Genomic DNA, 24,412 nt, shown 5'->3' with positions numbered 1-24,412 from the left:
ATTGATCCGGGCGTGGGAGCGCAGCGACCGTCTGGCGCAGCCAGACACAGCGGAAGGAGGTGCAGCGAAGCAAACCGGAGCCGCTGCGCCAGGATCAGTCCCGGAGCGAAGGAACCCCGAGCCCCAGCGAGCGGGCCGAACGTAGGAGCTAGCGTTTTTTGCTTACTTTTTTAGGCGCTTGTAAAAAAGTAAGTCGCCGTAAGGGCGAAACCGCCAGCCGCAGCACTGCAAAAAACGGATATACACACCAAACCAACCGATAACCGCCCACAAAAAAAACGCCCCAATCTCTCAACCAGGGCGTTTTCTTGAAGCTTGAAGCTTGAAGCTTGCAGCTTGCAGCTTACAACTGATCTCTTAGTGCGAAACCGCCCCACTCGCCCCCAACCCGGTCTGCGAACGCACAAACTGCGGGAAGAACAGCGCCCGCTCGTTATCCGCAGCCGCCGACTTGTCGGTAATCGAGAAGAACCAGATCCCGATGAACGCAATCATCATCGAGAACAGCGCCGGATATTCGTAAGGGAAGATCGCCTTATCGTGATGCAGAATCTGCACCCAGATGGTCGGGCCGAGGATCATCAGACCAACAGCACTGACCAGACCCAGCCAGCCACCAATCATCGCGCCGCGAGTGGTCAGCTTCTTCCAGTACATCGAAAGCAGCAGCACAGGGAAGTTGCAGCTCGCCGCGATGGAGAACGCCAGGCCGACCATGAACGCAATATTCTGGCTTTCGAACAGAATGCCCAGACCAATCGCCAGCACCGCCAGGGCGATGGTGGTGATCTTCGACACGCGAATCTCATCTTTCTCGTTGGCCTTGCCCTTCTTGATCACACTGGCGTACAGGTCGTGAGAAACCGCCGAAGCACCCGCCAGCGTCAGACCGGCTACCACAGCCAGAATGGTTGCGAACGCCACTGCCGAGATGAAGCCAAGGAAGATGCTGCCGCCCACCGCGTTGGCCAGGTGCACCGCCGCCATGTTGTTGCCGCCGAGCAAGGCGCCCGCTGCATCTTTAAAGGCCGGGTTGGTGCTGACCAGCAGGATCGCGCCGAAGCCGATGATGAAAGTCAGGATGTAGAAGTAGCCAATGAAACCGGTAGCGTACAGCACGCTCTTGCGCGCTTCTTTTGCGTCACTCACGGTGAAGAAGCGCATCAGAATGTGCGGCAGGCCAGCGGTGCCGAACATCAGCGCCAGACCCAGCGAGAATGCCGAGATCGGATCCTTCACCAGACCGCCGGGGCTCATGATCGCTTCGCCCTTGGCGTGAACCTTGATCGCTTCGGAGAACAGTGTGTTGAAGTCGAAGCCCACATGCTTCATCACCATCAGCGCCATGAACGAGGCACCGGACAGCAGCAGCACTGCCTTGATGATCTGCACCCAAGTGGTCGCGAGCATGCCGCCGAACAGCACGTACATGCACATCAGCACGCCGACCAGGATCACCGCAACGTGGTAATCGAGGCCGAACAGCAGCTGGATCAGCTTGCCGGCACCGACCATTTGCGCGATCAGGTAGAACGCCACCACCACCAGCGAGCCGCAGGCGGACAGGGTGCGGATCTGGGTTTGCCCGAGGCGGTAGGACGCCACGTCGGCAAAGGTGTATTTACCCAGGTTGCGCAGGCGTTCGGCGATCAGGAACAGAATGATCGGCCAGCCCACGAGGAAGCCGATCGAGTAGATCAGGCCGTCATAACCGGAGGTGAACACCAGCGCGGAAATCCCCAGGAAAGACGCCGCCGACATGTAGTCGCCGGCAATCGCCAGGCCGTTCTGGAAACCGGTGATCTTGCCGCCCGCCGCGTAGTAGTCGGCGGCCGAATTGTTTTTCTTCGAAGCCCAGTAGGTGATGTACAACGTCGCGCCGACGAAGGCCACGAACATCAGGATCGCCGGGATGTTCAGCGGCTGTTTGGCCACCTCCCCCGTCAATGCGTCAGCCGCCCAGACACTCGGCGCGAAAGCCGCAACACTCAATAAAGCCAGTAGACGCCGGATCATTGCTGAGCCTCCTTGAGAATCGCATTGTTCAGGTCGTCGAACTCGCCATTGGCGCGGCGCACGTAGATGCCGGTCAGGACGAAGGCTGAAATGATCAGGCCGACACCGATCGGGATGCCCCAGGTGATCGAGGATTCAGGACTGAGTTTCGCCCCGAGCACGTGCGGCCCGTATGCGATCAGCAGGATGAATGCGGAGTAGAGCCCAAGCATGATTGCCGAGAGAATCCAGGCGAATCGTTCCCGTTTCTGAACCAGCTCCTTGAATCGGGGACTGTTCTGAATCGAGAGGTAAATGCTGTCGTTCATTGTTTTTATCCTCGCAGCACAAATTATTGTTGGAACGTAGCTAATGTATGCGGCTGCGAGAGAGGTTCCAGACGACCTTAGTAGTAGATGGCCATGATGTTTTAGCCATTTTCCGGTACACAGAAAAAAACTGTGGGAGCGAGCCTGCTCGCGAAGGCGTCGTATCAGTCGATATTGCATCAACTGACAGATTGCATTCGCGAGCAGGCTCGCTCCCACAGGGGTGTGGCGGTGTTTAAATTATTTGGTCCAGTCAGCTACACGATCCGGGTGTTTGGCCACCCAGTCCTTGGCCGCTGCATCAGGCTTGGCACCGTCCTGAATCGCCAGCATGACCTCGCCGATTTCGTCTTTCGAGGCCCACTGGAAGTTTTTCAGGAACTTGGCCACTTCCGGCGCCTTGGCGTCCAGGCCTTTGCTGCCGATGCTGTTCACGGTTTCAGCCTGGCCATACACGCCTTTCGGGTCGTCGAGGAAGCGCAGTTTCCACTTGGCGAACATCCAGTGCGGCACCCAACCGGTGACGGCGATGGATTCGTTCTTCTTCTCGGCGCGGGTCAGCTCGGCAATCATGCCGGCGCCGGAACTGGCCTTGAGGCTGTATTTGTCCAGGCCGTAATCCTTGATCGCCTGATCGGTCTTGAGCATTACGCCTGAACCGGCGTCGATGCCAACAATGCGGTTTTTGAAGGTATCGTCGGTTTTCAGGTCTTCGATCGATTTGGCTTTGACGTACTCCGGCACGATCAGGCCGATCTTCGCGTCCTTGAAGTTCGGGCCGTAATCGACGACCTGATCCTTGTTTTTCGTCCAATAGTCACCGTGGGTCACGGGTAGCCAGGCCGAGAGCATCGCATCGAGTTTGCCGGTGGCCACGCCCTGCCACATGATCCCGGTGGCGACGGCTTGCAGCTTCACGTCATAACCGAGCTTCTGTTTGATCACTTCGGCCGCCACGTGGGTGGTCGCGACGCTGTCGGACCAGCCGTCAACGTAACCGATGTTCAGGGTCTGTTTTTCAGCGTTGGCGAAAGTGGAACTCATCGCAAGCACCAAAGCGGCACCTGCGCCTAAAAGTCGTCGCATCTTCATCGTTTACTTCCCCGAAATGCTGCGCCCGACGGATGCCGGGCATCGTCAACGTATTGTTATGGTGCACAGCGCCCCCATCACGCCGGACCTCACACACCGAACATCAGCCGATTTTTCAAAAAGGGTACTGATGGTTTGATCATCAACCTCAAGCGGCCGGCGACCTGCTCTGTCAGCGACCTCAAGGCAGCGAGAAACGACATCAGAAAGCCATTAATCAAGCGAGATTAATTGACGCCAGACAATCCGCCCGAACTTTGCATGTACAACGCCTGCGAGCCACCTGCCCTTCTATAAATGCAGGTAACATGCGTCGCTTTGCAGCCACTCGGCCTGACCATGTCCGCAACGTACCGATTTCCTTTTCTGCCTTATCTGTTCGCCTGCCTGCTCGGGCTCCTGGCCCTGGGCAGTTTCTGGTATGGCCTCGGCCAACCGGTGATCCTGCCGGACGCCGCGACGCCGACGCACAAGTTGCACTGCGCCTCCTACACACCGTTCGACAAAGACCAATCGCCGTTCGACGTGCCGTTCAAATTGCGCCCCGAGCGCATGGATGCCGACCTCGCGCTGCTGGCGACGCGCTTTGAATGCATCCGCACCTACTCGATGACCGGCCTCGACGCCCTGCCCGATCTGGCGCGCAAACACGGTCTGAAGTTGATGATCGGCGCCTGGGTCAACAGCAACCCGGTCGACACCGAACAGGAAGTCGAGCTGCTGATCAAATCGGCCAATACCAACCCCGACGTGGTTACAGCGGTGATCGTCGGCAACGAAGCGCTGCTGCGCAAAGAGGTCACTGGCGCACAACTGGCCCGGCTGATCAACAAGGTCAAAAGCCAGGTCAAGCAACCGGTGACCTACGCCGACGTCTGGGAATTCTGGCTCAAGCATCCGGAAATCGCCCCGGCCGTGGACTTTCTGACCATTCACTTGCTGCCGTACTGGGAAGACGATCCGTCGAATATCGACGTGGCGCTGCGGCATGTGGCGGATGTACGTCAGGTGTTCGGCAACAAATTCGCTCCGAAAGACGTGATGATTGGCGAAACCGGCTGGCCCAGCGAAGGCCGCCAGCGCGAGACCGCCGTGCCGAGCCGGGTCAACGAGGCGAAATTCATTCGTGGATTCGTGGCGATGGCCGAGCAGGAAGGCTGGCGTTACAACCTGATCGAAGCCTTTGATCAACCGTGGAAGCGCGGCAGTGAAGGCGCGGTCGGCGGCTACTGGGGGCTGTTCGATGCGGATCGGCAGGACAAAGGCGTGCTCGCCGGACCGGTGAGCAATGTGCCGTACTGGAAAGAATGGCTGGCAGTCGGTGCTTTGATTTTCCTCGGCACGCTGATCCTTGGTGGACGCGTGCGCACCACTCGTTCGGCGTTGCTGCTACCGCTGCTGGGCGCTGTCGCTGCTTGCTCGATTGGCGCTTGGGGCGATCTGGCTCGATTGACCACACGGTTTGCCGGTGAATGGCTGTGGGTCGGCTTGCTGACCGGGTTGAATCTGTTGGTGCTCGCGCATGCCGCGCTGACGTTGAGCGCACGCAGCGGTTGGCGCGCGCGAGCATTCGATTTGCTCGAGCGTCGCGCCGGCTGGCTGATCGCGGCGGCCGGTTTTGCCGCGGCGGTGATGATGCTGGAAATGGTCTTCGACCCGCGCTATCGCAGTTTCGCCAGCATGGCGTTCGTCCTCCCGGCGCTGGTCTACCTGTGCCGCCCGGTAAGCGTGCCGCGTCGGGAGGTTGCTCTGCTGACCTTTATCGTCGGCGCGGGGATTGCACCGCAGTTGTATCAGGAAGGGATGTTGAATCAGCAGGCGTGGGGCTGGGCGCTGGTCAGTGGATTGATGGTGGTGGCGTTGTGGCGCTGCCTGCGGGTTCGCAAGGCCTGATTTCAGCGCTTTCGAAATCGCCATCGCTGGCAAGCCAGCTCCCACAGGATTTCTGCTGCACACAAATGTTGTGTTCACCTCAATCCCTGTGGGAGCGGGCTTGCCCGCGATGACTGACTGTCAGGCGCTGCGGGACTCGCGGACCAGGCGCAATCCGGCAATCACCACCGCAAATACCGCTAATGTGGTGTTGTACAACGCCAGCGCCGGCAGGCCGAACACCAGCGCCAGCACCCCCAGCCACCACCCTGCCCGTCCCGGCAATACAAACGCCAATACCGCCGCGCCCACCGCCGCCCAGCCCAGCACCTTGAAATGAATCATCAGCCCGAGGTTCGACCGCACCACGCATTCCCAACGGCCGGTCTCGTCGACACAGATGCCCACCCACTGCCCGTCTTCCATGAAGCCATAGCGCGCGGCATAACTGCCGGCCAGCCACAGCGGCAACAAAACGAGCAGCACAATAACGGGCAAGCGGCGGGACATGGAGCACTCCAATCTGCGGAAATCGGCGGCCAGCTTAATCTGCCGACCGGCATTCGCAAGCACTAACAACTGTTAACTGTTCAGCGAGCCCTTGCAACGTGTATCGTCCAGCTACTATTACCCCGAATTCCGCCTGTTTGGTGCCGCAGCATGGCACTTTGGCGCACGGCCGGTGGTCATAGCCTGCGAACTTCAATCGGCACCTTCCTCTAAGGGATCTAGTCATGCTCCGTTCCTTGCGCTTCGCCGCGCTGTTCAGCGGCCTTATCTTGAGTGCGTCCGCGCTGGCGGTGGATATCGACGCCGCCAGCTATGGCTATCCGCTGACCAACCCGTTCGAGGCGACGATCGCCACGACACCACCGGACCTGCGTCCGGAGCTGCCGCTGGACGACGACATCAATCAAACGGACCGCAGCCTCACCCTGCGCCCGGAGCGTGAATTCCAATTGCCGGACAATTTCTGGGCAGTGAAGAAACTCACTTACCGCATCGCCACGCAGGACAAACCGGCGCCGCTTATCTTCCTGATTGCCGGCACCGGCGCGCGCTTTGACAGCACGCTCAACGAATACCTGAAAAAGCTGTATTACAAGGCCGGCTACCACGTCGTGCAGTTGTCCTCGCCGACCAGCTTCGACTTCATCAGTGCCGCCTCGCGTTTCGCCACCCCGGGCGTGACCAAGGAAGATGCCGAAGACATGTACCGGGTGATGCAGGCCGTGCGGGCGCAGAACCCGAAACTGCCGGTCACCGAGTATTACCTGACCGGCTACAGCCTCGGCGCCCTTGATGCCGCGTTCGTCGCGCATCTGGACGAAACGCGCCGTAGCTTCAACTTCAAAAAAGTCCTGCTGCTGAACCCGCCGGTCAACCTATACACCTCGGTGACCAACCTCGACAAGCTGGTGCAGACCGAGGTCAAGGGCATCAACAACAGCACCACGTTCTACGAACTGGTATTGACCAAGCTGACCCGCTACTTCCAGCAGAAAGGCTACATCGACCTCAACGATGCGCTGCTGTATGACTTTCAACAATCCAAGCAACATTTGACCAACGAACAGATGGCCATGCTCATCGGCACGTCGTTCCGCTTTTCGGCAGCCGACATTGCCTACACCTCGGACCTGGTCAACCGTCGCGGCCTGATCACCCCGCCGAAATTCCCGATCACCGAAGGCACCAGCCTCACGCCGTTCCTCAAGCGTGCGCTGCAATGCGATTTCGACTGCTACATCACCGAGCAGGTTATTCCGATGTGGCGCGCACGCACCGACGGCGGCAGCCTGCTGCAACTGATCGATCAGGTCAGCCTGTATGCGCTCAAGGACTACCTGCACGACAGCCCGAAAATCGCCGTCATGCACAACGCCGACGACGTCATCCTCGGCCCTGGCGACTTGGGCTTCCTGCGTAAAACCTTCGGTGATCGCCTGACCGTTTATCCACTGGGCGGCCACTGCGGCAACCTTAACTACCGCGTCAACAGCGACGCCATGCTGGAGTTCTTCCGTGGCTAAATATCTCCTGCTGATTGCAGCGTTCCTCTGTGCAGGCGTGGCCCAGGCCGACAACAGTAAAGCCGATGCACCGGTGGTGGTCGACAGCGATGGCTTCAAGCAGCCGCTGACCAAACTCAAGTTCAACCCGGGCCTGGATCAGCGCGAATTCGAACGCTCCACGCTCAATGCGCTGAACGTCTATGACCCGCTGGAATCGTGGAACCGCCGGGTCTACCACTTCAACTACCGCTTCGACCAGTGGGTGTTCCTGCCAGTGGTCGATGGCTATCGCTACATCACCCCAAGCTTCGTGCGTACCGGGGTGAGCAACTTCTTCAACAACATTGGCGACGTGCCGAACCTGGTCAACAGCCTGCTGCAGTTCAAGGGCCAGCGCTCGATGGAAACCACTGCGCGCCTGCTGCTCAACACCACGATCGGCATCGCCGGTCTGTGGGATCCGGCAACCGCCATGGGCCTGCCGCGCCAGAACGAGGACTTCGGGCAGACTCTGGGCTTCTACGGCGTACCGGGCGGCGCCTACTTCGTACTGCCGATCTTCGGCCCGTCGAACATCCGCGACACCGCAGGTCTGGCCGTGGATTACACCGCCGACACCGCGATCAACTTCCTCAACGTCGCGGAAGTCAGCTCCAACCACCCGGAAGTCTGGGCCTTGCGTGCGATCGACAAGCGCTACCAGACCAGCTTCCGCTACGGCCAGATGAACTCGCCGTTCGAGTACGAAAAAGTGCGGTACGTGTATACCGAAGCGCGCAAGTTGCAGATCGCCGAGTAAATCGGCTGGCGCAAAACACTGTGGGAGCGAGCCTGCTCGCGAACGCGGAGTTTCAGTCAACATCGATATTGACTGGAATACCGCATTCGCGAGCAGGCTCGCTCCCACATTTGTTATGTGTTGCTGATTAACCCTTCAGCGCTTTCCAGAGCTTGCCTACGACCGAAACCACCGCCAACACCACAGCACCGGCAATAATCCCCGCAACACCATTGAGCAGCATCGGTACGGCAAACCCGGCACTGCCCGCCGCTGCGCCGACACCTTCGATCCAGTGATGCAGCACCGGCACGCCATGGGTCAGGATGCCGCCGCCGACCAGGAACATCGCTGCCGTGCCAACCACCGACAGGGTTTTCATCATGTACGGCGCGGCGCTGAGAATGCCGCCGCCGATCTTTTTCGCCATCTGCCCGGGTTTCTGCGTCAGCCACAGCCCCAGGTCGTCGAGCTTGACGATGCCCGCCACCAAACCATAAACGCCCACGGTCATGACAATGGCGATGCCGGACATGACGACCACTTGCTGGGTCAGCGAGGCATCTGCCACGGTGCCGAGGGTGATCGCAATGATTTCTGCCGAGAGAATGAAGTCAGTGCGGATCGCGCCTTTGATCTTGTCCTTTTCGTACGCCACCAGATCGGTCGCCGGATCGGCCACTGCTTCGGTCAACTGCGTGTGCTCTGCCTCGTCTTCCTCTTTGCTGTGCAGAAACTTGTGCGCGAGTTTTTCAAAACCCTCGAAACACAGGTACGCGCCGCCGACCATCAACAGCGGCGTCACCAGCCAAGGCACAAAGGCGCTGATTGCCAGCGCCGACGGCACGAGGATCAGTTTGTTGACGAACGAGCCCTTGGCCACCGCCCAGACCACGGGAATTTCCCGCTCGGCGCGCACGCCCGATACCTGCTGGGCATTGAGCGCCAGATCATCACCGAGCACTCCGGCGGTCTTCTTCGCGGCCATCTTGGTCATCAACGCAACGTCATCCAGAACGGTGGCGATGTCATCGATCAGCACCAGCAAACTGCTTCCTGCCATGAATCCTGTTTCCTTCTGTGTATGAATGTTGCCAAGCATAACGCGACCGCCGGCCACAGGCTGCATTGTTGAGCGCCGCTCAAGGCCGGTGCTACCATGCGCCACCGCCAGAACAGGCAAGGAACCACCGGGTTTATGAGCACAATCCGCGAGCGTAACAAAGAACTGATCCTGCGCGCCGCCAGCGAAGAGTTTGCCGACAAGGGCTTCGCGGCGACCAAAACCAGCGACATCGCCGCCAAGGCGGGATTGCCCAAGCCCAACGTCTACTACTACTTCAAATCCAAGGAAAACCTCTATCGCGAGGTGCTGGAAAGCATCATCGAGCCGATTCTGCAGGCCTCGACCCCGTTCAACCCGGACGGCGTGCCGAGCGAAGTGCTGAGCGGCTACATCCGCTCGAAGATCCGCATCTCCCGCGACCTGCCCTACGCCTCCAAGGTGTTCGCCAGCGAAATCATGCACGGCGCCCCACACCTGAGCGCTGATCTTGTCGAGCAGCTCAACGCCCAGGCCAAACACAACATCGCCTGCATCCAGAGCTGGATCGACCGCGGCCAGATCGCCCCGATCGATCCCAACCACCTGATGTTCAGCATCTGGGCCGCGACCCAGACCTACGCCGACTTCGACTGGCAGATTTCCGCGGTGACCGGGAAAGACAAGCTTGATGAAGCCGATTATGAAGCGGCGGCGCAGACGATTATCCGGTTGGTGTTGAAGGGGTGTGAGCCGGATCGGTGAGATCGGGGGAACCGCTTCGCGAGCAGGCTCGCTCCCACATTTGGAATGCATTCTCCTGTGGGAGCGAGCCTGCTCGCGAATAGCCGCACTGCAGACCTCAACTCATAACCAGATCGAATCCCACAACGGATAGTCGCCAAGGCTTTTGACCAGCCCTGCCCGCAATGGGTTGGCAATGACATACCTAGCCATCTTCACCAGATTCTCCTCTTTACGCAGTGCCCGGTCATGGAAGCCAGGTTGCCAAAGGCTGGACTTTCTACCGGTCGAAAGCGTTACCGCTTTGGTGCTGAGGGATTTAGTTCGCTGCATCAATTCGCCGAGCGAGCCACTCTTCAATTCAATCAGCCAGTGAAAATGATCTGGCATTACGACCCAAGCCAGAGAATTGGCCAATCCCGTTTCCTCAGCTGCCCGAAATTGGTTTACAAGCAATCTGCCCAGGAAGAAATCGCTGAATACGGGTTCTCTCCCGGCGGTATTGGCGGTCAGAAGGTAAATGCGGTTGTGTTCTGAATAGCGTCCGATGCGCAAGCGATGTGAAGCAGATAAACCCGGCATTCCGTTGCCTTCTCATATGTTGATCATGAGAAGGCTAGCCGTGGAGATGGCAAAGGGAGCGTCAGACTTTTAGCAAGATGTGTAGCGCAGATCGTATTCGCGAGCAGGCTCGCTCCCACAGTGGGCTTCAGGTGTTCAGACATTTTGTGTCCAACCCTGATCCAATGGGGGAGCGAGCCTGCTCGCGAAAGCGGTTATTCAGACACTGACATTCAACCAACCACCCCACCATCCGCCCTCAAATCCAGCGCCTCCACCGCTCTGATCGCCACCTGCTCATCCACATCCGACAAATCCCCACTGACCCCGATCGCGCCCAGCACCTCACCGGCCTGGTTGCGAATCAACACGCCACCCGGGGCCGGCACAACGCTGCCCTGCCCCATGCTGTTCAACGAAGAAAAAAACGCCGGGCGTTGTTGCGCGTCCTGGGCGAGCAGGCGTGAGCCCTTACCGAGAGCGATGGCGCCCCAGGCTTTGCCGATGGCGATGTCCGGGCGCAGCAGGCTGGCGCCGTCTTCGCGTTGCAGGGCGATCAGGTGGCCGCCGTTATCGAGTACCGCGATGGTCAGCGGTGCGGCGTTGATGCCGCGTCCTGCGTTGATGGCTTCGCTGACCAGGTTGACTGCGACTTTCAAGGTTAAAGCGCTCATGGTGCCGTCCTCATTTTGTTATAGGGAAAGTCGTGGGACTGCGCGTTTGTGCCGCAGGCCGATGCCACAAATAGAACACAATGAGTTATTTTTTTGTATACAATAATTCTCGAAAAGCGCCACATGCGACGAAAAGCCACAGCACTTCGGGCTTCCGACGAATGAAACAGGCGCTTGAGAAAATGGATTGACCTGCGCCGTCCGCCGTGAATACACTCTGCGCAAAGCCACTTGTATACAATTACAAAACGTAAAGAGGCACAAAACCATGAGCAAAATGAGAGCAATCGAAGCCGCCGTTCTGGTGATGCGCCGTGAAGGGGTTGATACCGCTTTTGGCATCCCGGGCGCAGCGATCAACCCGCTGTACTCCGCCTTGCAGAAAGTCGGTGGCATCGATCACGTCCTTGCTCGCCACGTTGAAGGCGCCTCGCACATGGCCGAGGGCTACACCCGCACCAAGGCCGGCAATATCGGCGTGTGCATCGGCACGTCCGGCCCGGCCGGCACCGATATGGTCACCGGGCTCTACAGCGCCTCGGCTGACTCGATTCCAATCCTCTGCATTACCGGTCAGGCACCCCGCGCCCGTATGCACAAGGAAGATTTCCAGGCTGTCGACATCACCAGCATCGTCAAGCCAGTCACCAAGTGGGCGACCACGGTTCTCGAACCGGGCCAGGTGCCTTATGCGTTTCAGAAAGCCTTCTATGAAATGCGCTCCGGCCGTCCAGGCCCTGTACTGATCGACCTGCCGTTCGACGTGCAGATGGCCGAGATCGAATTCGACATCGACGCTTATCAACCGCTGCCATTGGCCAAACCGACCGCAACCCGCGTACAGGTCGAGAAGGCTCTGGCGCTGCTGGATCAGGCCGAGCGTCCATTGCTGGTCGCCGGCGGCGGCATCATCAATGCCGACGCCAGCGACCTGCTGGTCGAGTTCGCCGAGCTGACCGGCATTCCGGTCATCCCGACCCTGATGGGCTGGGGCACCATCCCTGACGATCACCCGCTGATGGTCGGCATGGTCGGTCTGCAGACTTCGCACCGTTACGGCAACGCCACCATGCTCAAATCCGACGTGGTGCTGGGCATTGGTAACCGTTGGGCCAACCGTCACACCGGTTCGGTGGATGTCTACACCGAAGGCCGCAAGTTCATTCACGTCGACATCGAAGGCACGCAGATCGGCCGCGTGTTCACCCCGGATCTGGGCATCGTTTCCGACGCCGCTGCCGCGCTGACCGTATTCATCGAAGTGGCCCGTGAATGGCAAGCCGCCGGCAAGCTGAAAAACCGCAGCGCCTGGCTGCAGGATTGCCAGCAGCGCAAGGCCAGCCTGCATCGCAAGACCCACTTCGACAACGTGCCGGTCAAGCCGCAGCGCGTTTACGAAGAAATGAACCAGGTGTTCGGCAAGGACACCTGCTACGTCAGCACCATTGGTCTGTCGCAGATTGCCGGCGCGCAGTTCCTGCACGTCTACAAGCCGCGCCACTGGATCAACTGTGGCCAGGCCGGCCCGTTGGGCTGGACCATTCCGGCGGCGCTGGGCGTGGTCAAGGCCGATCCGAGCCGCAAAGTCGTGGCCCTGTCGGGGGACTATGATTTCCAGTTCATGATCGAAGAACTGGCGGTCGGCGCTCAGTTCAAACTGCCGTACATCCACGTCGTGGTGAACAACTCGTACCTGGGCCTGATCCGTCAGGCCCAGCGCGGGTTCGAAATGGACTACTGCGTGCAGCTGTCCTTCGATAACCTCAATGCGCCGGAACTCAACGGTTACGGGGTTGACCACATCGCAGTCGCCGAAGGCCTCGGCTGCAAGGCACTGCGTGTGTTCGAACCGTCGGAAATCGCCCCTGCCCTGCGCAAGGCCGAACAGATGATCGAAGAGTTCAAGGTGCCGGTGATCGTCGAGATCATTCTGGAGCGTGTGACCAACATCTCCATGGGTACCGAGATCAACGCGGTCAACGAGTTCGAGGACCTGGCACTGGTCGGCAACGATGCGCCGACGGCGATTTCGTTGCTCGATTGATTGCTTTTAGCCCCCTCTCCCTCTGGGAGAGGGCTGGGGTGAGGTAGAGGTTTTGCGGTGTTCGCACAATCGGGATCAGACTCAGGATTCCCCCTCACCCTAACCCTCTCCCCAAGGAGAGGGGACTGATCGCGTTCAGTCTGACCTACCGTGCCTCATCAGTTTTTAGGAGACCACCATGCCGCGTTTCGCAGCCAACCTGTCCATGCTGTTCACCGAACAGGATTTCCTTGCCCGTTTCGACGCCGCCGCCAAGGCCGGTTTCAGTGGGGTGGAATACCTGTTCCCGTACGACTTCAGCTCGGCTGAAATCAAGGCAAAACTCGAGGCCAACGGGCTGACCCAAGTGCTGTTCAACCTGCCGGCCGGTGACTGGGCCAAGGGCGAGCGTGGCATCGCTTGCCTGCCGGATCGGGTCGAAGAGTTCCGCGCCGGGGTCGATCTGGCGATCGCTTACGCACAAGTGCTGGGCAACACCCAGGTCAACTGCCTGGCCGGTATCCGCCCGCAAGGCGTTGACGATGCCACTGTGGAAAAGACCTTCGTTGCCAACCTCAAATACGCCGCCGACAAGCTGCAAGCGGTGGGCATCAAACTGGTGATGGAAGCGATCAACACCCGCGACATTCCAGGTTTCTACCTGAACAACACGGCGCAGGCCCTGTCGATTCGCGAGCAGGTCGGCAGCGCCAATCTGTTCCTGCAATACGACATCTATCACATGCAAATCATGGAAGGCGATCTGGCCCGCACCCTGCAATCGCACCTGGGCGAGATCAACCACGTGCAACTCGCGGACAACCCGGGGCGCAACGAGCCGGGCACTGGTGAGATCAACTACCGCTTCCTGTTCGAACACCTTGATCGCATCGGTTATCAGGGTTGGGTCGGTTGCGAATACAAACCGCTGACCACCACCGAAGCGGGCCTGGGTTGGTTGAAATCACACAACGCAATCTAAGAAACACAGCAAATCCCCTGTGGGAGCGAGCCTGCTCGCGAATGCGGTGGTTCAGTCAACACGGATATTGAATGTTCCACCGCATTCGCGAGCAGGCTCGCTCCCACATGAAAAGCAGCTCCCCTATTTGCTTGAGCACGAAAAAAACAAGAGGATTTTCTCATGGCTAAAATCGGATTCATCGGCACCGGCATCATGGGCCACCCAATGGCGGCGAACCTGCAGAAAGCCGGTCACAGCCTGTTCCTGTCGCAACACCACGACGCGGCCCCGGCCGATCTGGTCGCCGCTGGCGCCGTCGCCCTGGCCAACCCGCGCGAAGTGGCGCAGGAAGCCGAATTCATCATCGTCATGGTTCCGGATACCCCGCAGGTCGATGACGTGCTGTTCCGCGCCGACGGCGTCGCGGCCGGTATCGGCAAGGGCAAAGTCGTGATCGACATGAGCTCGATTTCGCCGACCGCCACCAAAGCCTTCGCCGCCAAAATCAACGAGAAAGGCGCGCAGTACCTCGACGCTCCGGTTTCCGGCGGTGAAGTCGGCGCCAAGGCCGCAACCCTGAGCATCATGGTCGGTGGCGACGCCGATGCCTTCGAACGCGCCCTGCCGCTGTTCCAGGCCATGGGCAAGAACATCACCCTGGTTGGTGGCAATGGCGACGGCCAGACCGCCAAAGTGGCGAACCAGATCATCGTCGCGCTGAACATCCAGGCCGTAGCCGAAGCCCTGCTGTTCGCCTCGAAAAACGGTGCCGATCCGGCCAAGGTGCGTGAAGCGCTGATGGGCGGTTTCGCTTCTTCGAAGATCCTCGAAGTGCACGGCGAGCGCATGATCAAAGGTACCTTCGACCCGGGCTTCCGCATCAGCCTGCACCAGAAGGACCTGAACCTGGCCCTTCAAGGCGCCAAGGAACTGAACATCAACCTGCCGAACACCGCCAATGCCCAGCAGGTATTCAGCACCTGCGCGGCCATCGGCGGCAGCAACTGGGACCACTCGGCGCTGATCAAGGGCCTGGAGCACATGGCCAATTTCTCGATTCGCGACAATAAATAAAGCCTGCACAAAACCCTGTGGGAGCGAGCCTGCTCGCGAAAGCGGCTTCACATTCAACATCCATGTTGGCTGACATACCGCGTTCGCGAGCAGGCTCGCTCCCACAAGGGACCTGAGTCGCCCTTTCGAATAACAAGAATTCCGGGAGCCCGCCATGTCGGTCGATCCGCAACAACTGCTGCGCGAGCTGTTTGCCACAGCCATCGACGCGGCCCATCCGAACCAAGTCCTCGAAGCCCATTTGCCTGCCGATCGCACGGGTCGGGTTATCGTCATCGGTGCCGGCAAAGCCGCTGCCGCCATGGCGCAAGTGGTCGAGCGCTGCTGGGAGGGTGAAGTCACCGGTCTGGTGGTGACCCGCTACGGTCACGGCGCCCCGTGCGAAAAAATCGAAGTGGTCGAAGCCGCGCACCCGGTGCCGGACGCCGCCGGTCTGGCCGTGGCCAAACGTGTGCTGGAACTGGTCAGCAACCTGACTGAAGACGACCGCGTGATCTTCCTGCTCTCCGGCGGCGGCTCTGCCTTGCTCGCCCTGCCGGCCGAAGGCATCACCCTCGCTGACAAGCAGTCGATCAACAAAGCCCTGCTCAAATCCGGTGCGACCATCGGCGAGATGAACTGCGTGCGCAAGCACCTCTCGGCGATCAAGGGCGGCCGCCTCGGCAAGGCCTGCTGGCCGGCGACGGTTTACACCTACGCGATTTCCGATGTGCCGGGCGACCTCGCCACCGTCATTGCGTCCGGCCCGACCGTGGCCGACCCGAGCACTTCGGCCGAAGCACTGGCGATCATCAAGCGCTACGGCATCGACATTCCCGCCTCCGTGCGCACCTGGCTGCAAAGTCCGGAATCGGAAACCGTCAAACCCGGCGACCCGTCCCTGGCGCGCAGCCACTTCCAGTTGATCGCCCGCCCGCAGCAATCGCTGGACGCGGCGGCGGTGAAGTGCCGTCAGGCCGGTTTCAGCACCTTGATTCTCGGCGATCTCGAAGGCGAATCCCGCGAAGTGGCGAAAGTCCACGCCGGCATCGCCCGACAGATCATCAATCACGGCCAGCCACTGGCGACGCCGTGCGTGATTCTTTCTGGCGGTGAGACCACGGTAACCGTGCGCGGCAATGGCCGTGGCGGGCGTAACGCCGAATTCCTCCTCAGCCTGACCGACAGCCTCAAGGGCCAGCCCGGCGTCTACGCGCTGGCCGGCGACACCGATGGCATCGACGGCTCGGAAGACAACGCCGGCGCAATCATGACTCCGGACAGCTACGCCCGCGCCGCCGCACTGGGTCTGAGCGCCAGCGACGAGCTGGATAACAACAACGGCTATGGCTACTTCCAGGCGCTCGATGCGCTGATCGTCACCGAGCCGACCCGCACTAACGTCAACGACTTCCGCGCCATTCTGATCCTTGAGAACTGCAAATCATGACGCCTGATAAAAAGGTCAAAATCCTCGCCACCCTCGGCCCTGCGGTCGACGGTATCGACGACATCCGCGAGCTGGTCGAGGCCGGGGTCAACATCTTCCGGCTGAATTTCAGCCATGGCGATCACGCCGACCACGCCAAGCGCTATCAATGGATCCGCGAAGTCGAGCGCCAGCTCAACTATCCGCTGGGCATTCTGATGGACCTGCAAGGGCCGAAACTGCGTGTGGGCAAGTTCGCTGACGGCAAGGTGCAGTTGCATCGCGGTCAGGCGTTCCGCTTGGATCTCGATGCGACACCGGGCGATGAGCGCCGGGTCAACCTGCCGCATCCGGAAATCATTGCCGCGCTGGAAGCGGGCATGGACCTGCTGCTCGACGACGGCAAGCTGCGCCTGCGCGTGGTCACCAAGTACGCCGATGCGATCGACACCAGCGTGCTCAACGGCGGCGAACTGTCCGATCGCAAAGGCGTGAATGTGCCGCAAGCGGTGCTCGACCTCAGCCCGCTGACCGCCAAGGATCGCCGCGATTTGAGCTTCGGCCTGGAATTGGGTGTGGACTGGGTCGCGCTGTCGTTCGTACAGCGCCCGCAGGACATTGTCGAAGCCCGCGCATTGATCGGCGACAAGGCGTTTCTGATGGCGAAAATCGAGAAGCCTTCAGCGGTCGAGCAACTACGTGAGATTGCTGAGTTGAGCGACGCGATCATGGTCGCGCGCGGCGATCTTGGTGTGGAAGTGCCGGCGGAGAGCGTGCCGCAGATTCAGAAAAACATCATCACCACCTGCCGCGCGCTGGGCAAACCGGTGGTGGTGGCGACGCAGATGCTCGAGTCAATGCGCTTCTCCCCTGCCCCAACCCGTGCCGAGGTGACTGACGTCGCCAACGCCGTAGCCGAAGGCGCCGATGCGGTGATGCTCTCGGCGGAGACCGCGTCCGGCGAATACCCGCTGGAAGCCGTGCAGATGATGAGCAAGATCATCCGTCAAGTTGAGAACGGCCCGGATTATCAGACCCAGCTTGACGTCAGCCGACCGAAAGCCGAGGCGACGGTTTCCGATGCGATCAGCTGTGCGATCCGCCGGATCAGCAACGTGCTGCCGGTGGCGGTGCTGGTCAATTACAGCGAGTCCGGCGCCTCGACGTTGCGCGCATCCCGGGAACGGCCGAAAGCACCGATCCTCAATCTGACGCCGAACCTGCAAACGGCGCGGCGCTTGAGCGTAGCGTGGGGCATTCATTCGGTGGTCAACGATCGCCTGCGTCAGGTCGACGAAGTCTGCTCGACCGCACTGGAGATTGCTCAGGCGCAAGGCATGGCCGAGCGTGGCGACACGCTGCTGATCACCGCCGGCGTGCCGTTCGGGCAGCCGGGATCGACCAATTCGCTGCGCATCGAGACGTTGATTTAACCCCCCATAAAAGTGGGTGCATAAACTTGTGGCGAGGGGATTTATCCCCGTTGGGCTGCGAAGCGGCCCCCAATCGGAGAATGCGGTTTCTCTGTGGAAACCGTCACACCCTCAAAAGCGACGACTGCTGCGCAGCCGAACGGGGCGGTGCGACGTTTCGCTAAATCCCCTCGCCACAGTGACTTGCAAGACCTTTTGATGTTCCAACTGCCCAGATTTTCTCAACATGCCTGCCAATCACTTCAACACCCACTGCCCCGACTGGGCCGAGGCTTTGCTCAACGGTTTCAGTCAGATTTTCTTTCAGCGCCACCCGCTGTGCGGCCTGCTGTGTCTGTTGGCGATTCTGCTGACCGCGCCGGTGCTGTTCGCCGGCGCGCTGCTTGGTGGCGTCGCCGGTCTGCTCACCGCGCAACGGCGCAACTACGCCAAGGCCGATCGCCAGGCCGGGTTGTTCAGCTACAACGGCGTGCTGCTCGGCCTGCTGCTGAGCCTGTATTTCCCTTGGTCGCCACTGCTGCCGCCGTTGATTCTTGCAGCCGGTGGCTTGAGCGCGATGCTTACTCAGCAATGGCTCAAACACGTGTACCGCAGTCGCGCCATACCGGCGTATACCTCGCCGTTCGTGGCGCTCAGCTGGGTGCTGCTGATGTTCGCCGAGCCGTCCGCGCCGGCGGCATCGGTCGACCTGAACACGACAAATCTGCTGGCCGCTGAACTGCGCGGATTCGGCCAGGTGATGTTTCTCGACCATCCATTGGCCGGGGCCTTGATCGCCAGCGGCTTGCTGCTCGCCGATCGCCGCGCGTTCTGCTGGGCGCTGCTGGCGTCGGCGATCGGCCTCGGCTCGAGTCTGCTGCACCACGACACGTCCGCCGCACTGCTCGGGCTCGGTGGCTACAACGCTGTACTCGCCGCCCTCGCCTTCAGCGCTCAGCGACAAAATCCGTGGCTGCCGCTGCTCGCCATTGTCCTGGCCTTGCTGGTGACGCCGCTGTTTGCCGCCCTCGGGCTGGCCACGCTGACCGCGCCGTTCATCCTCGCCTGCTGGTTGATTCGTGCCGGCATTCAAATGCTTGGCAAAGCGTCGCTCGCGCATGAGTCTTGCGCTCATGAGGAGAATCACCCTAGGCTGCGCTGATCTTCGATTCAGGCGTTATCCATGGACAGCAGCAACAATTGGCGCGAACGGCTCTACGTCATGATTTTCCAGAGCGACACCCCGGCCGGGCGTCGCTTCGACGGCATTCTGCTGTTGATCATCCTCGCCAGTCTGGTGATCGTGATGCTCGACAGTATCGACAGCATCCACCGTAATTACGCCGACGTTCTGGCCTATATCGAGTGGGGCTTCACGGCGATTTTCCTCGGCGAGTACATCCTGCGTCTGTACTGCTCGCCCAAGCCGCTGCGCTATGCCTTCAGCTTTTACGGCCTGGTGGATCTGCTGGCGATCGTGCCGGGCATCCTCGCGCTGTATTACAGCGATGCGCAGTATCTGCTGATCATCCGCATCATTCGGATGCTGCGGATTTTCCGCGTGCTCAAGCTCAGCCCGTATCTCAAGCAAGCCAACTATCTGATGTCGGCGCTGCGCGGCAGCAAGCAGAAAATCGTCGTGTTTCTGGTCAGCGTGTGCACGCTGGTGACAGTGTTCGGCACGCTGATGTACGTGATCGAAGGCCCGGAACATGGCTTCACCAGCATTCCCAAAGGCATCTATTGGGCGATCGTGACCTTGACCACTGTGGGCTTCGGCGACATCGTGCCGAAGACGCCGCTGGGCCAGGTGATTTCCTCGCTGGTGATGATCACCGGTTACTCGATCATCGCCGTGCCCACAGGGATTTTCACCGCTGAGCTGGCCAACGCCATGCGCGGCGAACAGCTGCAACATGACTGCCCGGGCTGCCAGAAAAAGAGCCATGAACAGAGCGCAGCGTTCTGTTCGCGCTGCGGCAGTCAGCTGTTCAAGAAAGTGGAATAAGCACAGAGCTTTTTAATCTTTAAGCGACTATGCGAGGCCCGCTATAGTCGCTGGCAAATGGCCTCACTTTTTACACAACACCCCCACAGAACAAGGAATGCGCAGTGAAAAAACTCTTTGGCGCCTCACTTCTCGCCGCCGGTCTGGCCTTGGCCAACATCGCCCAGGCAGCACCGACGCTGCTTAACGTTTCCTACGACGTGATGCGCGATTTCTACAAGGACTACAACACTGCGTTCCAGAAGCACTGGCAAGCCGAGCACAACGAAAACATCACCGTGCAGATGTCCTTCGGCGGCTCGAGCAAGCAGGCGCGTTCGGTGATCGACGGCCTGCCGGCTGACGTCATCACCATGAACATGGCCACCGACATCAATGCCCTCGCCGACAACGGCAAACTGGTCCCGGACAACTGGGTCACGCGCCTGCCGAACAACAGCGCACCGTTCACCTCGGCGACGGTATTCATCGTTCGCAAGGGCAACCCGAAAGCTTTGAAAGACTGGCCTGACCTGCTCAAGGATGGCGTTCAGGTGATCGTGCCCAACCCGAAAACTTCGGGTAATGGCCGCTACACCTACCTGTCAGCCTGGGGCTATGTGCTGAAAAACGGTGGCGACGAGAACAAGGCCAAGGACTTCGTCGGCAAGCTGTTCAAGCAGGCGCCGGTGCTCGACACCGGTGGCCGCGCCGCCACCACCACGTTCATGACCAACCAGATCGGCGACGTACTGGTGACCTTCGAAAACGAAGCGGAAATGATCGCCCGCGAGTTCGGTCGCGATCAGTTCGAAGTCATCTACCCGACCGTCTCAGCGGAAGCCGAGCCACCGGTTTCGGTGGTCGACAAAGTGGTCGACAAGAAAGGCTCGCGCGCTGCGGCTGATGAGTATCTGAAGTACCTGTGGTCGCCGGAAGGTCAGGAAATTGCGGCGGCCAACTACCTGCGCCCGCGTGACCCGGCGGTGCTGGCGAAGTACACCGACCGTTTCCCGAAAGTCGACTTCCTTTCGGTGGAGAAGACCTTTGGTGACTGGCGCACGGTGCAGAAAACCCACTTCAATGATGGTGGCGTGTTTGATCAGATTTATAGCGGGCAGTAAGGCTTGATCTGAAAAAATCAAAAGGCGACCCACCGGGTCGCCTTTTTGTTGCGCGGGAATACCGGTCATTACACTGCGTAATAACAGTTATCATCCGAAAACGTCTTCTGCCAGTCCACGTTGTCCATTAGCCTCAGCGCTTTCCTGTGCCCGACCCGAGATCCCCTATGACCACCACTCCTCACGCAATGACCCGAGGCATGGTCCTGCTGTTCGCGTTCTGCTGCGGCGCCATCGTTGCCAACATCTACTACGCACAGCCGATCATCGGCCTGATCGCGCCGGACATCGGCCTCTCCGACACCATGGCCAGTTTCATCGTCTCGCTGACGCAGATCGGTTACGCGTTGGGCCTGTTCTTTCTGGTGCCGCTGGGGGATCTGCTGGAGAACCGTCGGCTGATGATCATCACCACGGTCGTGGCGATCGCCAGTCTGCTTGGCGCCGCGTTCACTGAACAGCCGAACGTATTTCTGCTGATCTCGCTGCTGGTCGGCTTCAGCTCGGTGTCGGTGCAGATCCTGATTCCGCTGGCCGCGCATCTGGCGCCGGAAGAGTCCCGTGGTCGCGTGGTGGGCGGGATCATGGGCGGTTTGCTGCTGGGTATTCTGTTGGCGCGACCGGTGTCGAGTGTGGTCGCCGATCACCTCGGCTGGCGCGCCATGTTCATGATCGCCGCGGCGTTGATGGCGGCAATCAGCGTGGTGCTGGCACTGACCGTGCCCAAGCGCCAGCCAGATCACAGCGCAACTTATGGCCAATTGATCGGCTCGCTGTGGACGCTGCTGCGCCAGCAACCGGTGCTGCGTCAGCGGGCGTTTTATCAGGGCTGCATGTTCGCCACGTTCAGCCTGTTCTGGACCGCCGTGCCGCTGGAACTTGCACGCAACCATGGCCTGTCGCAAAGCGAAATCGCGATCTTCGCCCTGGTCGGCGCGATCGGTGCCATCGCCGCGCCAATCAGCGGCCGCCTCGCTGATGCCGGTCACACACGCATCGCCTCGCTGCTGGCCATGCTCTTCGCCAGCCTGAGCTTCCTGCCCGCCTTCATTCACCCGGCCTACAGCGTCATCGGCCTGGCCGTGACCGGCGTGGTGCTGGACTTCTGCGTGCAGATGAACATGGTCCTGGGCCAACGCGCGGTGTACTCGCTGGACGCGAAAAGTCGTGGCCGTTTGAACGCGCTGTACATGACCAGCATCTTCATCGGCGGCGCGTTCGGCTCGTCGGTGGCCAGCGCGGTGTACGAGCATGGCGGCTGGTTGTGGATCGTGATTGTCGGCAGCGTCTTTCCGTTACTGGCGTTGTTGCGGTTTTTGAGTGCATCGCAAAACGCTGCGCTGGCGCAGCGAAAAGTCGCGTCCTGACGCGATGTCATAGTGGGAGCGAGCCTGCTCGCGAAGGCGGTGTGTCAGCCATAGATCAGTGCCTGACCTGACGCCTTCGCGAGCAGGCTCGCTCCCACAATTGCGCAGACCGTCAATACCGGACCAGTTTCTCCATCGCCGCATCCGCCAGAAACGAGGAGCGGCTTTTGACGTTATGCTCGCGTACATAGCGATCAATACGCTGAATCACATAGCCGGGCAGCGTAACGTTGACCTTTTCGGTCTTGCCAAGGTACGGCGAGATATCCAGCTCCAGCATGCCCCAGCCCATCTCGGCAAAATCCGGATGATTGCGATGCGCCGCTGCCGAGGTCGGCATCGGAATCGCCTGACCGGCCGCCGCGATCTCCTGCAGCATGAGGTGAGCCACTTCCACGGCCGCGTTGTAGGCCTCCTCAAAGCTGTCCCCGGCCGTGACTGCGCCGGGAATATCGGGGATCTGAATACCGATGGCAGTGTTCTCGTCACCCCACTCGATGCAGATGGGATATTGCATTACGGATCTCCTTCATGACGGGTTGGCGGGCTGAATAACCCCGCGCGCCGCCGAATGCTTTTGACTGTCCCCAGCGGTAAATCCTTCTTCGGATGCGGGACGGCAATCGTGTTCGGGTTGTAACGATGAGTGAAGATGTGATGACTGCCCGCAACCCGATCCAGCGTCCAGCCCGCCTCCTCCAGCTCCTTCATCAATAGCCTGCTCTGCACCAACCGCCTCCTTGGCTTGGCCCATTAAAAGTAACTCTAGAGTTATCTTTACTCAAGCACAGAATGGGACGGGGTGATGGTTGGTAGTTTTACAAAGTATTCCTGAACCAGTTTCGTTTATTGCGAATTTCGTTTGATTCGAATAACGTCCGCGGATCTTCCTTACAATGCTGGAACTGTCTTATGACCACCGCTACTCCATCTGCCATCAACCTGCCTGTCGAACGAGAGGTCAAAGCCGCGATTGAAGGCCAGCGCGCCCTGACCGCATTTCTCGCAAGCGGTTTTGAAACTCAGCGAATCCAGATTTTTGATGAACAGAACGAAGCCCACAGCGTCGAGCTGCCAACATCGGCGTTGCGCTTGCTGAGCGATATCCTCGCGGCGCTGGCGCAGGGCAACGCTGTGAAGGTGGTACCGATCCACGCGGAGCTGACCACGCAGGAAGCTGCCGATCTGCTCAACGTCTCACGTCCGCACATGATCAAACTGCTGGAGCGCGGTGAGATTTCCTACCATAAAACAGGCAAGCACCGACGTGTGCGTTTTGCCGATCTGATGGAATATAAAACCCGGCGAGACACCGCCAGCGAGCAGGCAATGATGCTTCTCGCGGAGCAGGCACAGGCGCTAAGGACAGGATACGAGTGAGGCATTCCTCTTTCACTGCTGTATACGATGCATGCGTTTTATATCCGGCCCCTTTAAGAGATTTCCGTGGCTCGCGTTGTCAGGGCTGTATCGGGCTCGCTGGACTCAGGAAATACACCACGAATGGAAGCGTAACTTATTGAAGAACAGGTCCGACCTGCCCCTCGAACAACTCGATCGCACATCGCAATTGATGGACCTGGCCATTCCAGACGCGTGTATCGATGGCTATGAAGACTTGGTGTCAGGCCTGACACTGCCTGATGAGAACGATCGCCATGTTCTAGCGGCCGCAATCCGATGCGGTGCCGATGTAATAGTGACGTTCAACCTGAAAGATTTCCCCACCCGTCACCTCGCGCCATACGGCATTGAAGCTCAGCACCCGGATGAGTTTGTGGAAAACCTTTTCCATCTTGATTCGGCTGCCGTCGTCGCTGCGGCTCAAAGCCAGCGACGGCAATTGAAAACGCCCAATGTGGAGGTGGACAAATATCTTGGCTTTCTCCAACGGCAAGGATTGGTCGAGTCGGTAAAGGCGTTAGGTAACTATCGTGCGATTCTCTGAAAA

General features: G+C 59.7%; 23 protein-coding genes and 1 pseudogene. 15 read left to right on the top strand and 9 right to left on the bottom strand.

All coding sequences use genetic code 11. The features are described 5' to 3' along the window. Window positions 1–357: 357 nt before the first annotated feature. The 3 genes from AC0Z5Z_RS13880 to AC0Z5Z_RS13870 all read right to left on the bottom strand — a co-directional run bounded on the left by AC0Z5Z_RS13880 (window position 358) and on the right by AC0Z5Z_RS13870 (window position 3,416). On the bottom strand, window positions 358–2,016 hold the full coding sequence (locus AC0Z5Z_RS13880) for a cation acetate symporter (RefSeq protein ID WP_236169685.1): 1,659 nt from the start codon (window positions 2,014–2,016) through the stop codon (window positions 358–360). Then, entirely contained in the window at window positions 2,013–2,324 is a 312-nt protein-coding gene (locus tag AC0Z5Z_RS13875; protein ID WP_016771016.1) for a DUF485 domain-containing protein, read from the bottom strand. Before AC0Z5Z_RS13875 ends, AC0Z5Z_RS13880 begins: the two co-directional genes overlap by 4 nt. A 240-nt stretch (window positions 2,325–2,564) precedes the next feature. After that, window positions 2,565–3,416, bottom strand: coding sequence for a glycine betaine ABC transporter substrate-binding protein (locus AC0Z5Z_RS13870; protein WP_056783890.1), 852 nt, complete (start codon window positions 3,414–3,416; stop codon window positions 2,565–2,567). A 297-nt stretch (window positions 3,417–3,713) separates the two neighbouring features. On the opposite strand from AC0Z5Z_RS13870, the gene AC0Z5Z_RS13865 reads away from it, so the two are divergent. Beyond that, the gene (locus AC0Z5Z_RS13865) at window positions 3,714–5,309 is read left to right on the top strand and encodes a glycoside hydrolase family 17 protein (protein ID WP_485611220.1); all 1,596 of its coding nucleotides are present in this window, start codon (window positions 3,714–3,716) and stop codon (window positions 5,307–5,309) included. Between the two features lie 120 nt (window positions 5,310–5,429). Here the strand turns inward: AC0Z5Z_RS13865 and AC0Z5Z_RS13860 are convergent, their stop codons facing one another. Beyond that, window positions 5,430–5,798 (bottom strand): hypothetical protein, encoded by a 369-nt coding sequence (locus tag AC0Z5Z_RS13860; RefSeq protein ID WP_485611219.1) that lies wholly within the window; start codon window positions 5,796–5,798, stop codon window positions 5,430–5,432. 224 nt (window positions 5,799–6,022) lie between these two features. Here AC0Z5Z_RS13860 and AC0Z5Z_RS13855 point away from each other — a divergent pair, with 224 nt between their 5' ends. Further along, window positions 6,023–7,321: a serine protein kinase PrkA gene (locus AC0Z5Z_RS13855; RefSeq protein WP_024012145.1), complete on the top strand. Its 1,299-nt coding sequence runs from the start codon at window positions 6,023–6,025 to the stop codon at window positions 7,319–7,321. After that, complete coding sequence (locus AC0Z5Z_RS13850; RefSeq protein ID WP_041479602.1) at window positions 7,314–8,102, top strand: MlaA family lipoprotein; 789 nt, start codon at window positions 7,314–7,316, stop codon at window positions 8,100–8,102. Before AC0Z5Z_RS13855 ends, AC0Z5Z_RS13850 begins: the two co-directional genes overlap by 8 nt. 127 nt (window positions 8,103–8,229) lie before the next feature. On the opposite strand, the gene AC0Z5Z_RS13845 is transcribed toward AC0Z5Z_RS13850, so the two are convergent. Continuing rightward, window positions 8,230–9,144, bottom strand: a complete 915-nt coding sequence (locus AC0Z5Z_RS13845; RefSeq protein ID WP_024012143.1) for a DUF808 domain-containing protein — start codon at window positions 9,142–9,144, stop codon at window positions 8,230–8,232. Window positions 9,145–9,279: 135 nt separating this feature from the next. Between AC0Z5Z_RS13845 and AC0Z5Z_RS13840 the strand changes: the two genes are divergently transcribed. Continuing rightward, the gene (locus AC0Z5Z_RS13840; RefSeq protein WP_041479604.1) at window positions 9,280–9,888 is read left to right on the top strand and encodes a TetR/AcrR family transcriptional regulator; all 609 of its coding nucleotides are present in this window, start codon (window positions 9,280–9,282) and stop codon (window positions 9,886–9,888) included. Between the two features lie 102 nt (window positions 9,889–9,990). Here AC0Z5Z_RS13840 and AC0Z5Z_RS13835 read toward each other — a convergent pair whose 3' ends face one another. Continuing rightward, the gene (locus AC0Z5Z_RS13835; protein ID WP_460142902.1) at window positions 9,991–10,449 is read right to left on the bottom strand and encodes an REP-associated tyrosine transposase; all 459 of its coding nucleotides are present in this window, start codon (window positions 10,447–10,449) and stop codon (window positions 9,991–9,993) included. A 212-nt stretch (window positions 10,450–10,661) separates the two neighbouring features. Further along, the gene (locus tag AC0Z5Z_RS13830; protein WP_460142901.1) at window positions 10,662–11,102 is read right to left on the bottom strand and encodes a GlcG/HbpS family heme-binding protein; all 441 of its coding nucleotides are present in this window, start codon (window positions 11,100–11,102) and stop codon (window positions 10,662–10,664) included. 268 nt (window positions 11,103–11,370) lie between these two features. Between AC0Z5Z_RS13830 and gcl the strand changes: the two genes are divergently transcribed. The 9 genes from gcl to AC0Z5Z_RS13785 all read left to right on the top strand — a co-directional run bounded on the left by gcl (window position 11,371) and on the right by AC0Z5Z_RS13785 (window position 22,461). Further along, window positions 11,371–13,146, top strand: coding sequence for a glyoxylate carboligase (gene gcl / locus AC0Z5Z_RS13825; protein ID WP_041479607.1), 1,776 nt, complete (start codon window positions 11,371–11,373; stop codon window positions 13,144–13,146). Window positions 13,147–13,324: 178 nt separating this feature from the next. Beyond that, window positions 13,325–14,107, top strand: coding sequence for a hydroxypyruvate isomerase (gene hyi, locus AC0Z5Z_RS13820; protein ID WP_056783872.1), 783 nt, complete (start codon window positions 13,325–13,327; stop codon window positions 14,105–14,107). A 162-nt stretch (window positions 14,108–14,269) separates the two neighbouring features. Further along, the gene (locus AC0Z5Z_RS13815; RefSeq protein WP_016771028.1) at window positions 14,270–15,163 is read left to right on the top strand and encodes a 2-hydroxy-3-oxopropionate reductase; all 894 of its coding nucleotides are present in this window, start codon (window positions 14,270–14,272) and stop codon (window positions 15,161–15,163) included. A gap of 154 nt (window positions 15,164–15,317) precedes the next feature. Next, window positions 15,318–16,592: a glycerate kinase type-2 family protein gene (locus AC0Z5Z_RS13810; RefSeq protein WP_457263951.1), complete on the top strand. Its 1,275-nt coding sequence runs from the start codon at window positions 15,318–15,320 to the stop codon at window positions 16,590–16,592. Continuing rightward, window positions 16,589–18,004, top strand: a complete 1,416-nt coding sequence (gene pyk / locus AC0Z5Z_RS13805) for a pyruvate kinase (RefSeq protein ID WP_095180738.1) — start codon at window positions 16,589–16,591, stop codon at window positions 18,002–18,004. The genes AC0Z5Z_RS13810 and pyk overlap by 4 nt, the downstream gene beginning before the upstream one ends. Window positions 18,005–18,230: 226 nt before the next feature. Continuing rightward, entirely contained in the window at window positions 18,231–19,145 is a 915-nt protein-coding gene (locus AC0Z5Z_RS13800) for an urea transporter (RefSeq protein WP_252869021.1), read from the top strand. Window positions 19,146–19,166: 21 nt separating this feature from the next. Continuing rightward, window positions 19,167–19,991: an ion transporter gene (locus tag AC0Z5Z_RS13795; protein ID WP_041479613.1), complete on the top strand. Its 825-nt coding sequence runs from the start codon at window positions 19,167–19,169 to the stop codon at window positions 19,989–19,991. Between the two features lie 104 nt (window positions 19,992–20,095). Further along, the gene (locus AC0Z5Z_RS13790) at window positions 20,096–21,094 is read left to right on the top strand and encodes a sulfate ABC transporter substrate-binding protein (protein ID WP_056783861.1); all 999 of its coding nucleotides are present in this window, start codon (window positions 20,096–20,098) and stop codon (window positions 21,092–21,094) included. Between the two features lie 167 nt (window positions 21,095–21,261). Then, entirely contained in the window at window positions 21,262–22,461 is a 1,200-nt protein-coding gene (locus AC0Z5Z_RS13785; protein ID WP_122611605.1) for an MFS transporter, read from the top strand. Window positions 22,462–22,573: 112 nt separating this feature from the next. On the opposite strand, the gene AC0Z5Z_RS13780 is transcribed toward AC0Z5Z_RS13785, so the two are convergent. Next, window positions 22,574–22,978 (bottom strand): type II toxin-antitoxin system HicB family antitoxin, encoded by a 405-nt coding sequence (locus AC0Z5Z_RS13780; RefSeq protein WP_016771035.1) that lies wholly within the window; start codon window positions 22,976–22,978, stop codon window positions 22,574–22,576. Further along, window positions 22,978–23,190 (bottom strand): type II toxin-antitoxin system HicA family toxin, encoded by a 213-nt coding sequence (locus AC0Z5Z_RS13775; RefSeq protein ID WP_076566640.1) that lies wholly within the window; start codon window positions 23,188–23,190, stop codon window positions 22,978–22,980. Before AC0Z5Z_RS13775 ends, AC0Z5Z_RS13780 begins: the two co-directional genes overlap by 1 nt. 183 nt (window positions 23,191–23,373) lie before the next feature. On the opposite strand from AC0Z5Z_RS13775, the gene AC0Z5Z_RS13770 reads away from it, so the two are divergent. Together AC0Z5Z_RS13770 and AC0Z5Z_RS13765 are read left to right on the top strand one after the other, a co-directional pair. After that, window positions 23,374–23,841 (top strand): helix-turn-helix domain-containing protein, encoded by a 468-nt coding sequence (locus tag AC0Z5Z_RS13770; protein ID WP_217850660.1) that lies wholly within the window; start codon window positions 23,374–23,376, stop codon window positions 23,839–23,841. Further along, window positions 23,838–24,409, top strand: a pseudogene (locus AC0Z5Z_RS13765) (VapC50 family PIN domain-containing toxin). The gene AC0Z5Z_RS13770 and the pseudogene AC0Z5Z_RS13765 overlap by 4 nt, the downstream one beginning before the upstream one ends. The last annotated feature ends 3 nt before the right edge of the window (window positions 24,410–24,412 follow it).

The sequence above is a fragment of the Pseudomonas sp. 1L-E-NC-VB-C3 genome (genome assembly GCF_057291535.1).
The sequence above is the reverse complement of the archived record's forward strand: the minus strand, read 5'-3'. Positions and strand labels throughout refer to the sequence as shown.

Bases quoted from the DNA above. Each gene is read 5' to 3' on its own strand.
- AC0Z5Z_RS13880 (WP_236169685.1), bottom strand. From the start codon at position 2,016: ATGATCCGGCGTCTACTGGCTTTATTGAGTGTTGCGGCTTTCGCGCCG.
- AC0Z5Z_RS13875 (WP_016771016.1), bottom strand. From the start codon at position 2,324: ATGAACGACAGCATTTACCTCTCGATTCAGAACAGTCCCCGATTCAAG.
- AC0Z5Z_RS13870 (WP_056783890.1), bottom strand. From the start codon at position 3,416: ATGAAGATGCGACGACTTTTAGGCGCAGGTGCCGCTTTGGTGCTTGCG.
- AC0Z5Z_RS13865 (WP_485611220.1), top strand. From the start codon at position 3,714: ATGCAGGTAACATGCGTCGCTTTGCAGCCACTCGGCCTGACCATGTCC.
- AC0Z5Z_RS13860 (WP_485611219.1), bottom strand. From the start codon at position 5,798: ATGTCCCGCCGCTTGCCCGTTATTGTGCTGCTCGTTTTGTTGCCGCTG.
- AC0Z5Z_RS13855 (WP_024012145.1), top strand. From the start codon at position 6,023: ATGCTCCGTTCCTTGCGCTTCGCCGCGCTGTTCAGCGGCCTTATCTTG.
- AC0Z5Z_RS13845 (WP_024012143.1), bottom strand. From the start codon at position 9,144: ATGGCAGGAAGCAGTTTGCTGGTGCTGATCGATGACATCGCCACCGTT.
- AC0Z5Z_RS13840 (WP_041479604.1), top strand. From the start codon at position 9,280: ATGAGCACAATCCGCGAGCGTAACAAAGAACTGATCCTGCGCGCCGCC.
- AC0Z5Z_RS13835 (WP_460142902.1), bottom strand. From the start codon at position 10,449: ATGCCGGGTTTATCTGCTTCACATCGCTTGCGCATCGGACGCTATTCA.
- AC0Z5Z_RS13830 (WP_460142901.1), bottom strand. From the start codon at position 11,102: ATGAGCGCTTTAACCTTGAAAGTCGCAGTCAACCTGGTCAGCGAAGCC.
- gcl (WP_041479607.1), top strand. From the start codon at position 11,371: ATGAGCAAAATGAGAGCAATCGAAGCCGCCGTTCTGGTGATGCGCCGT.
- hyi (WP_056783872.1), top strand. From the start codon at position 13,325: ATGCCGCGTTTCGCAGCCAACCTGTCCATGCTGTTCACCGAACAGGAT.
- AC0Z5Z_RS13815 (WP_016771028.1), top strand. From the start codon at position 14,270: ATGGCTAAAATCGGATTCATCGGCACCGGCATCATGGGCCACCCAATG.
- AC0Z5Z_RS13810 (WP_457263951.1), top strand. From the start codon at position 15,318: ATGTCGGTCGATCCGCAACAACTGCTGCGCGAGCTGTTTGCCACAGCC.
- pyk (WP_095180738.1), top strand. From the start codon at position 16,589: ATGACGCCTGATAAAAAGGTCAAAATCCTCGCCACCCTCGGCCCTGCG.
- AC0Z5Z_RS13800 (WP_252869021.1), top strand. From the start codon at position 18,231: ATGCCTGCCAATCACTTCAACACCCACTGCCCCGACTGGGCCGAGGCT.
- AC0Z5Z_RS13795 (WP_041479613.1), top strand. From the start codon at position 19,167: ATGGACAGCAGCAACAATTGGCGCGAACGGCTCTACGTCATGATTTTC.
- AC0Z5Z_RS13785 (WP_122611605.1), top strand. From the start codon at position 21,262: ATGACCACCACTCCTCACGCAATGACCCGAGGCATGGTCCTGCTGTTC.
- AC0Z5Z_RS13780 (WP_016771035.1), bottom strand. From the start codon at position 22,978: ATGCAATATCCCATCTGCATCGAGTGGGGTGACGAGAACACTGCCATC.
- AC0Z5Z_RS13770 (WP_217850660.1), top strand. From the start codon at position 23,374: ATGACCACCGCTACTCCATCTGCCATCAACCTGCCTGTCGAACGAGAG.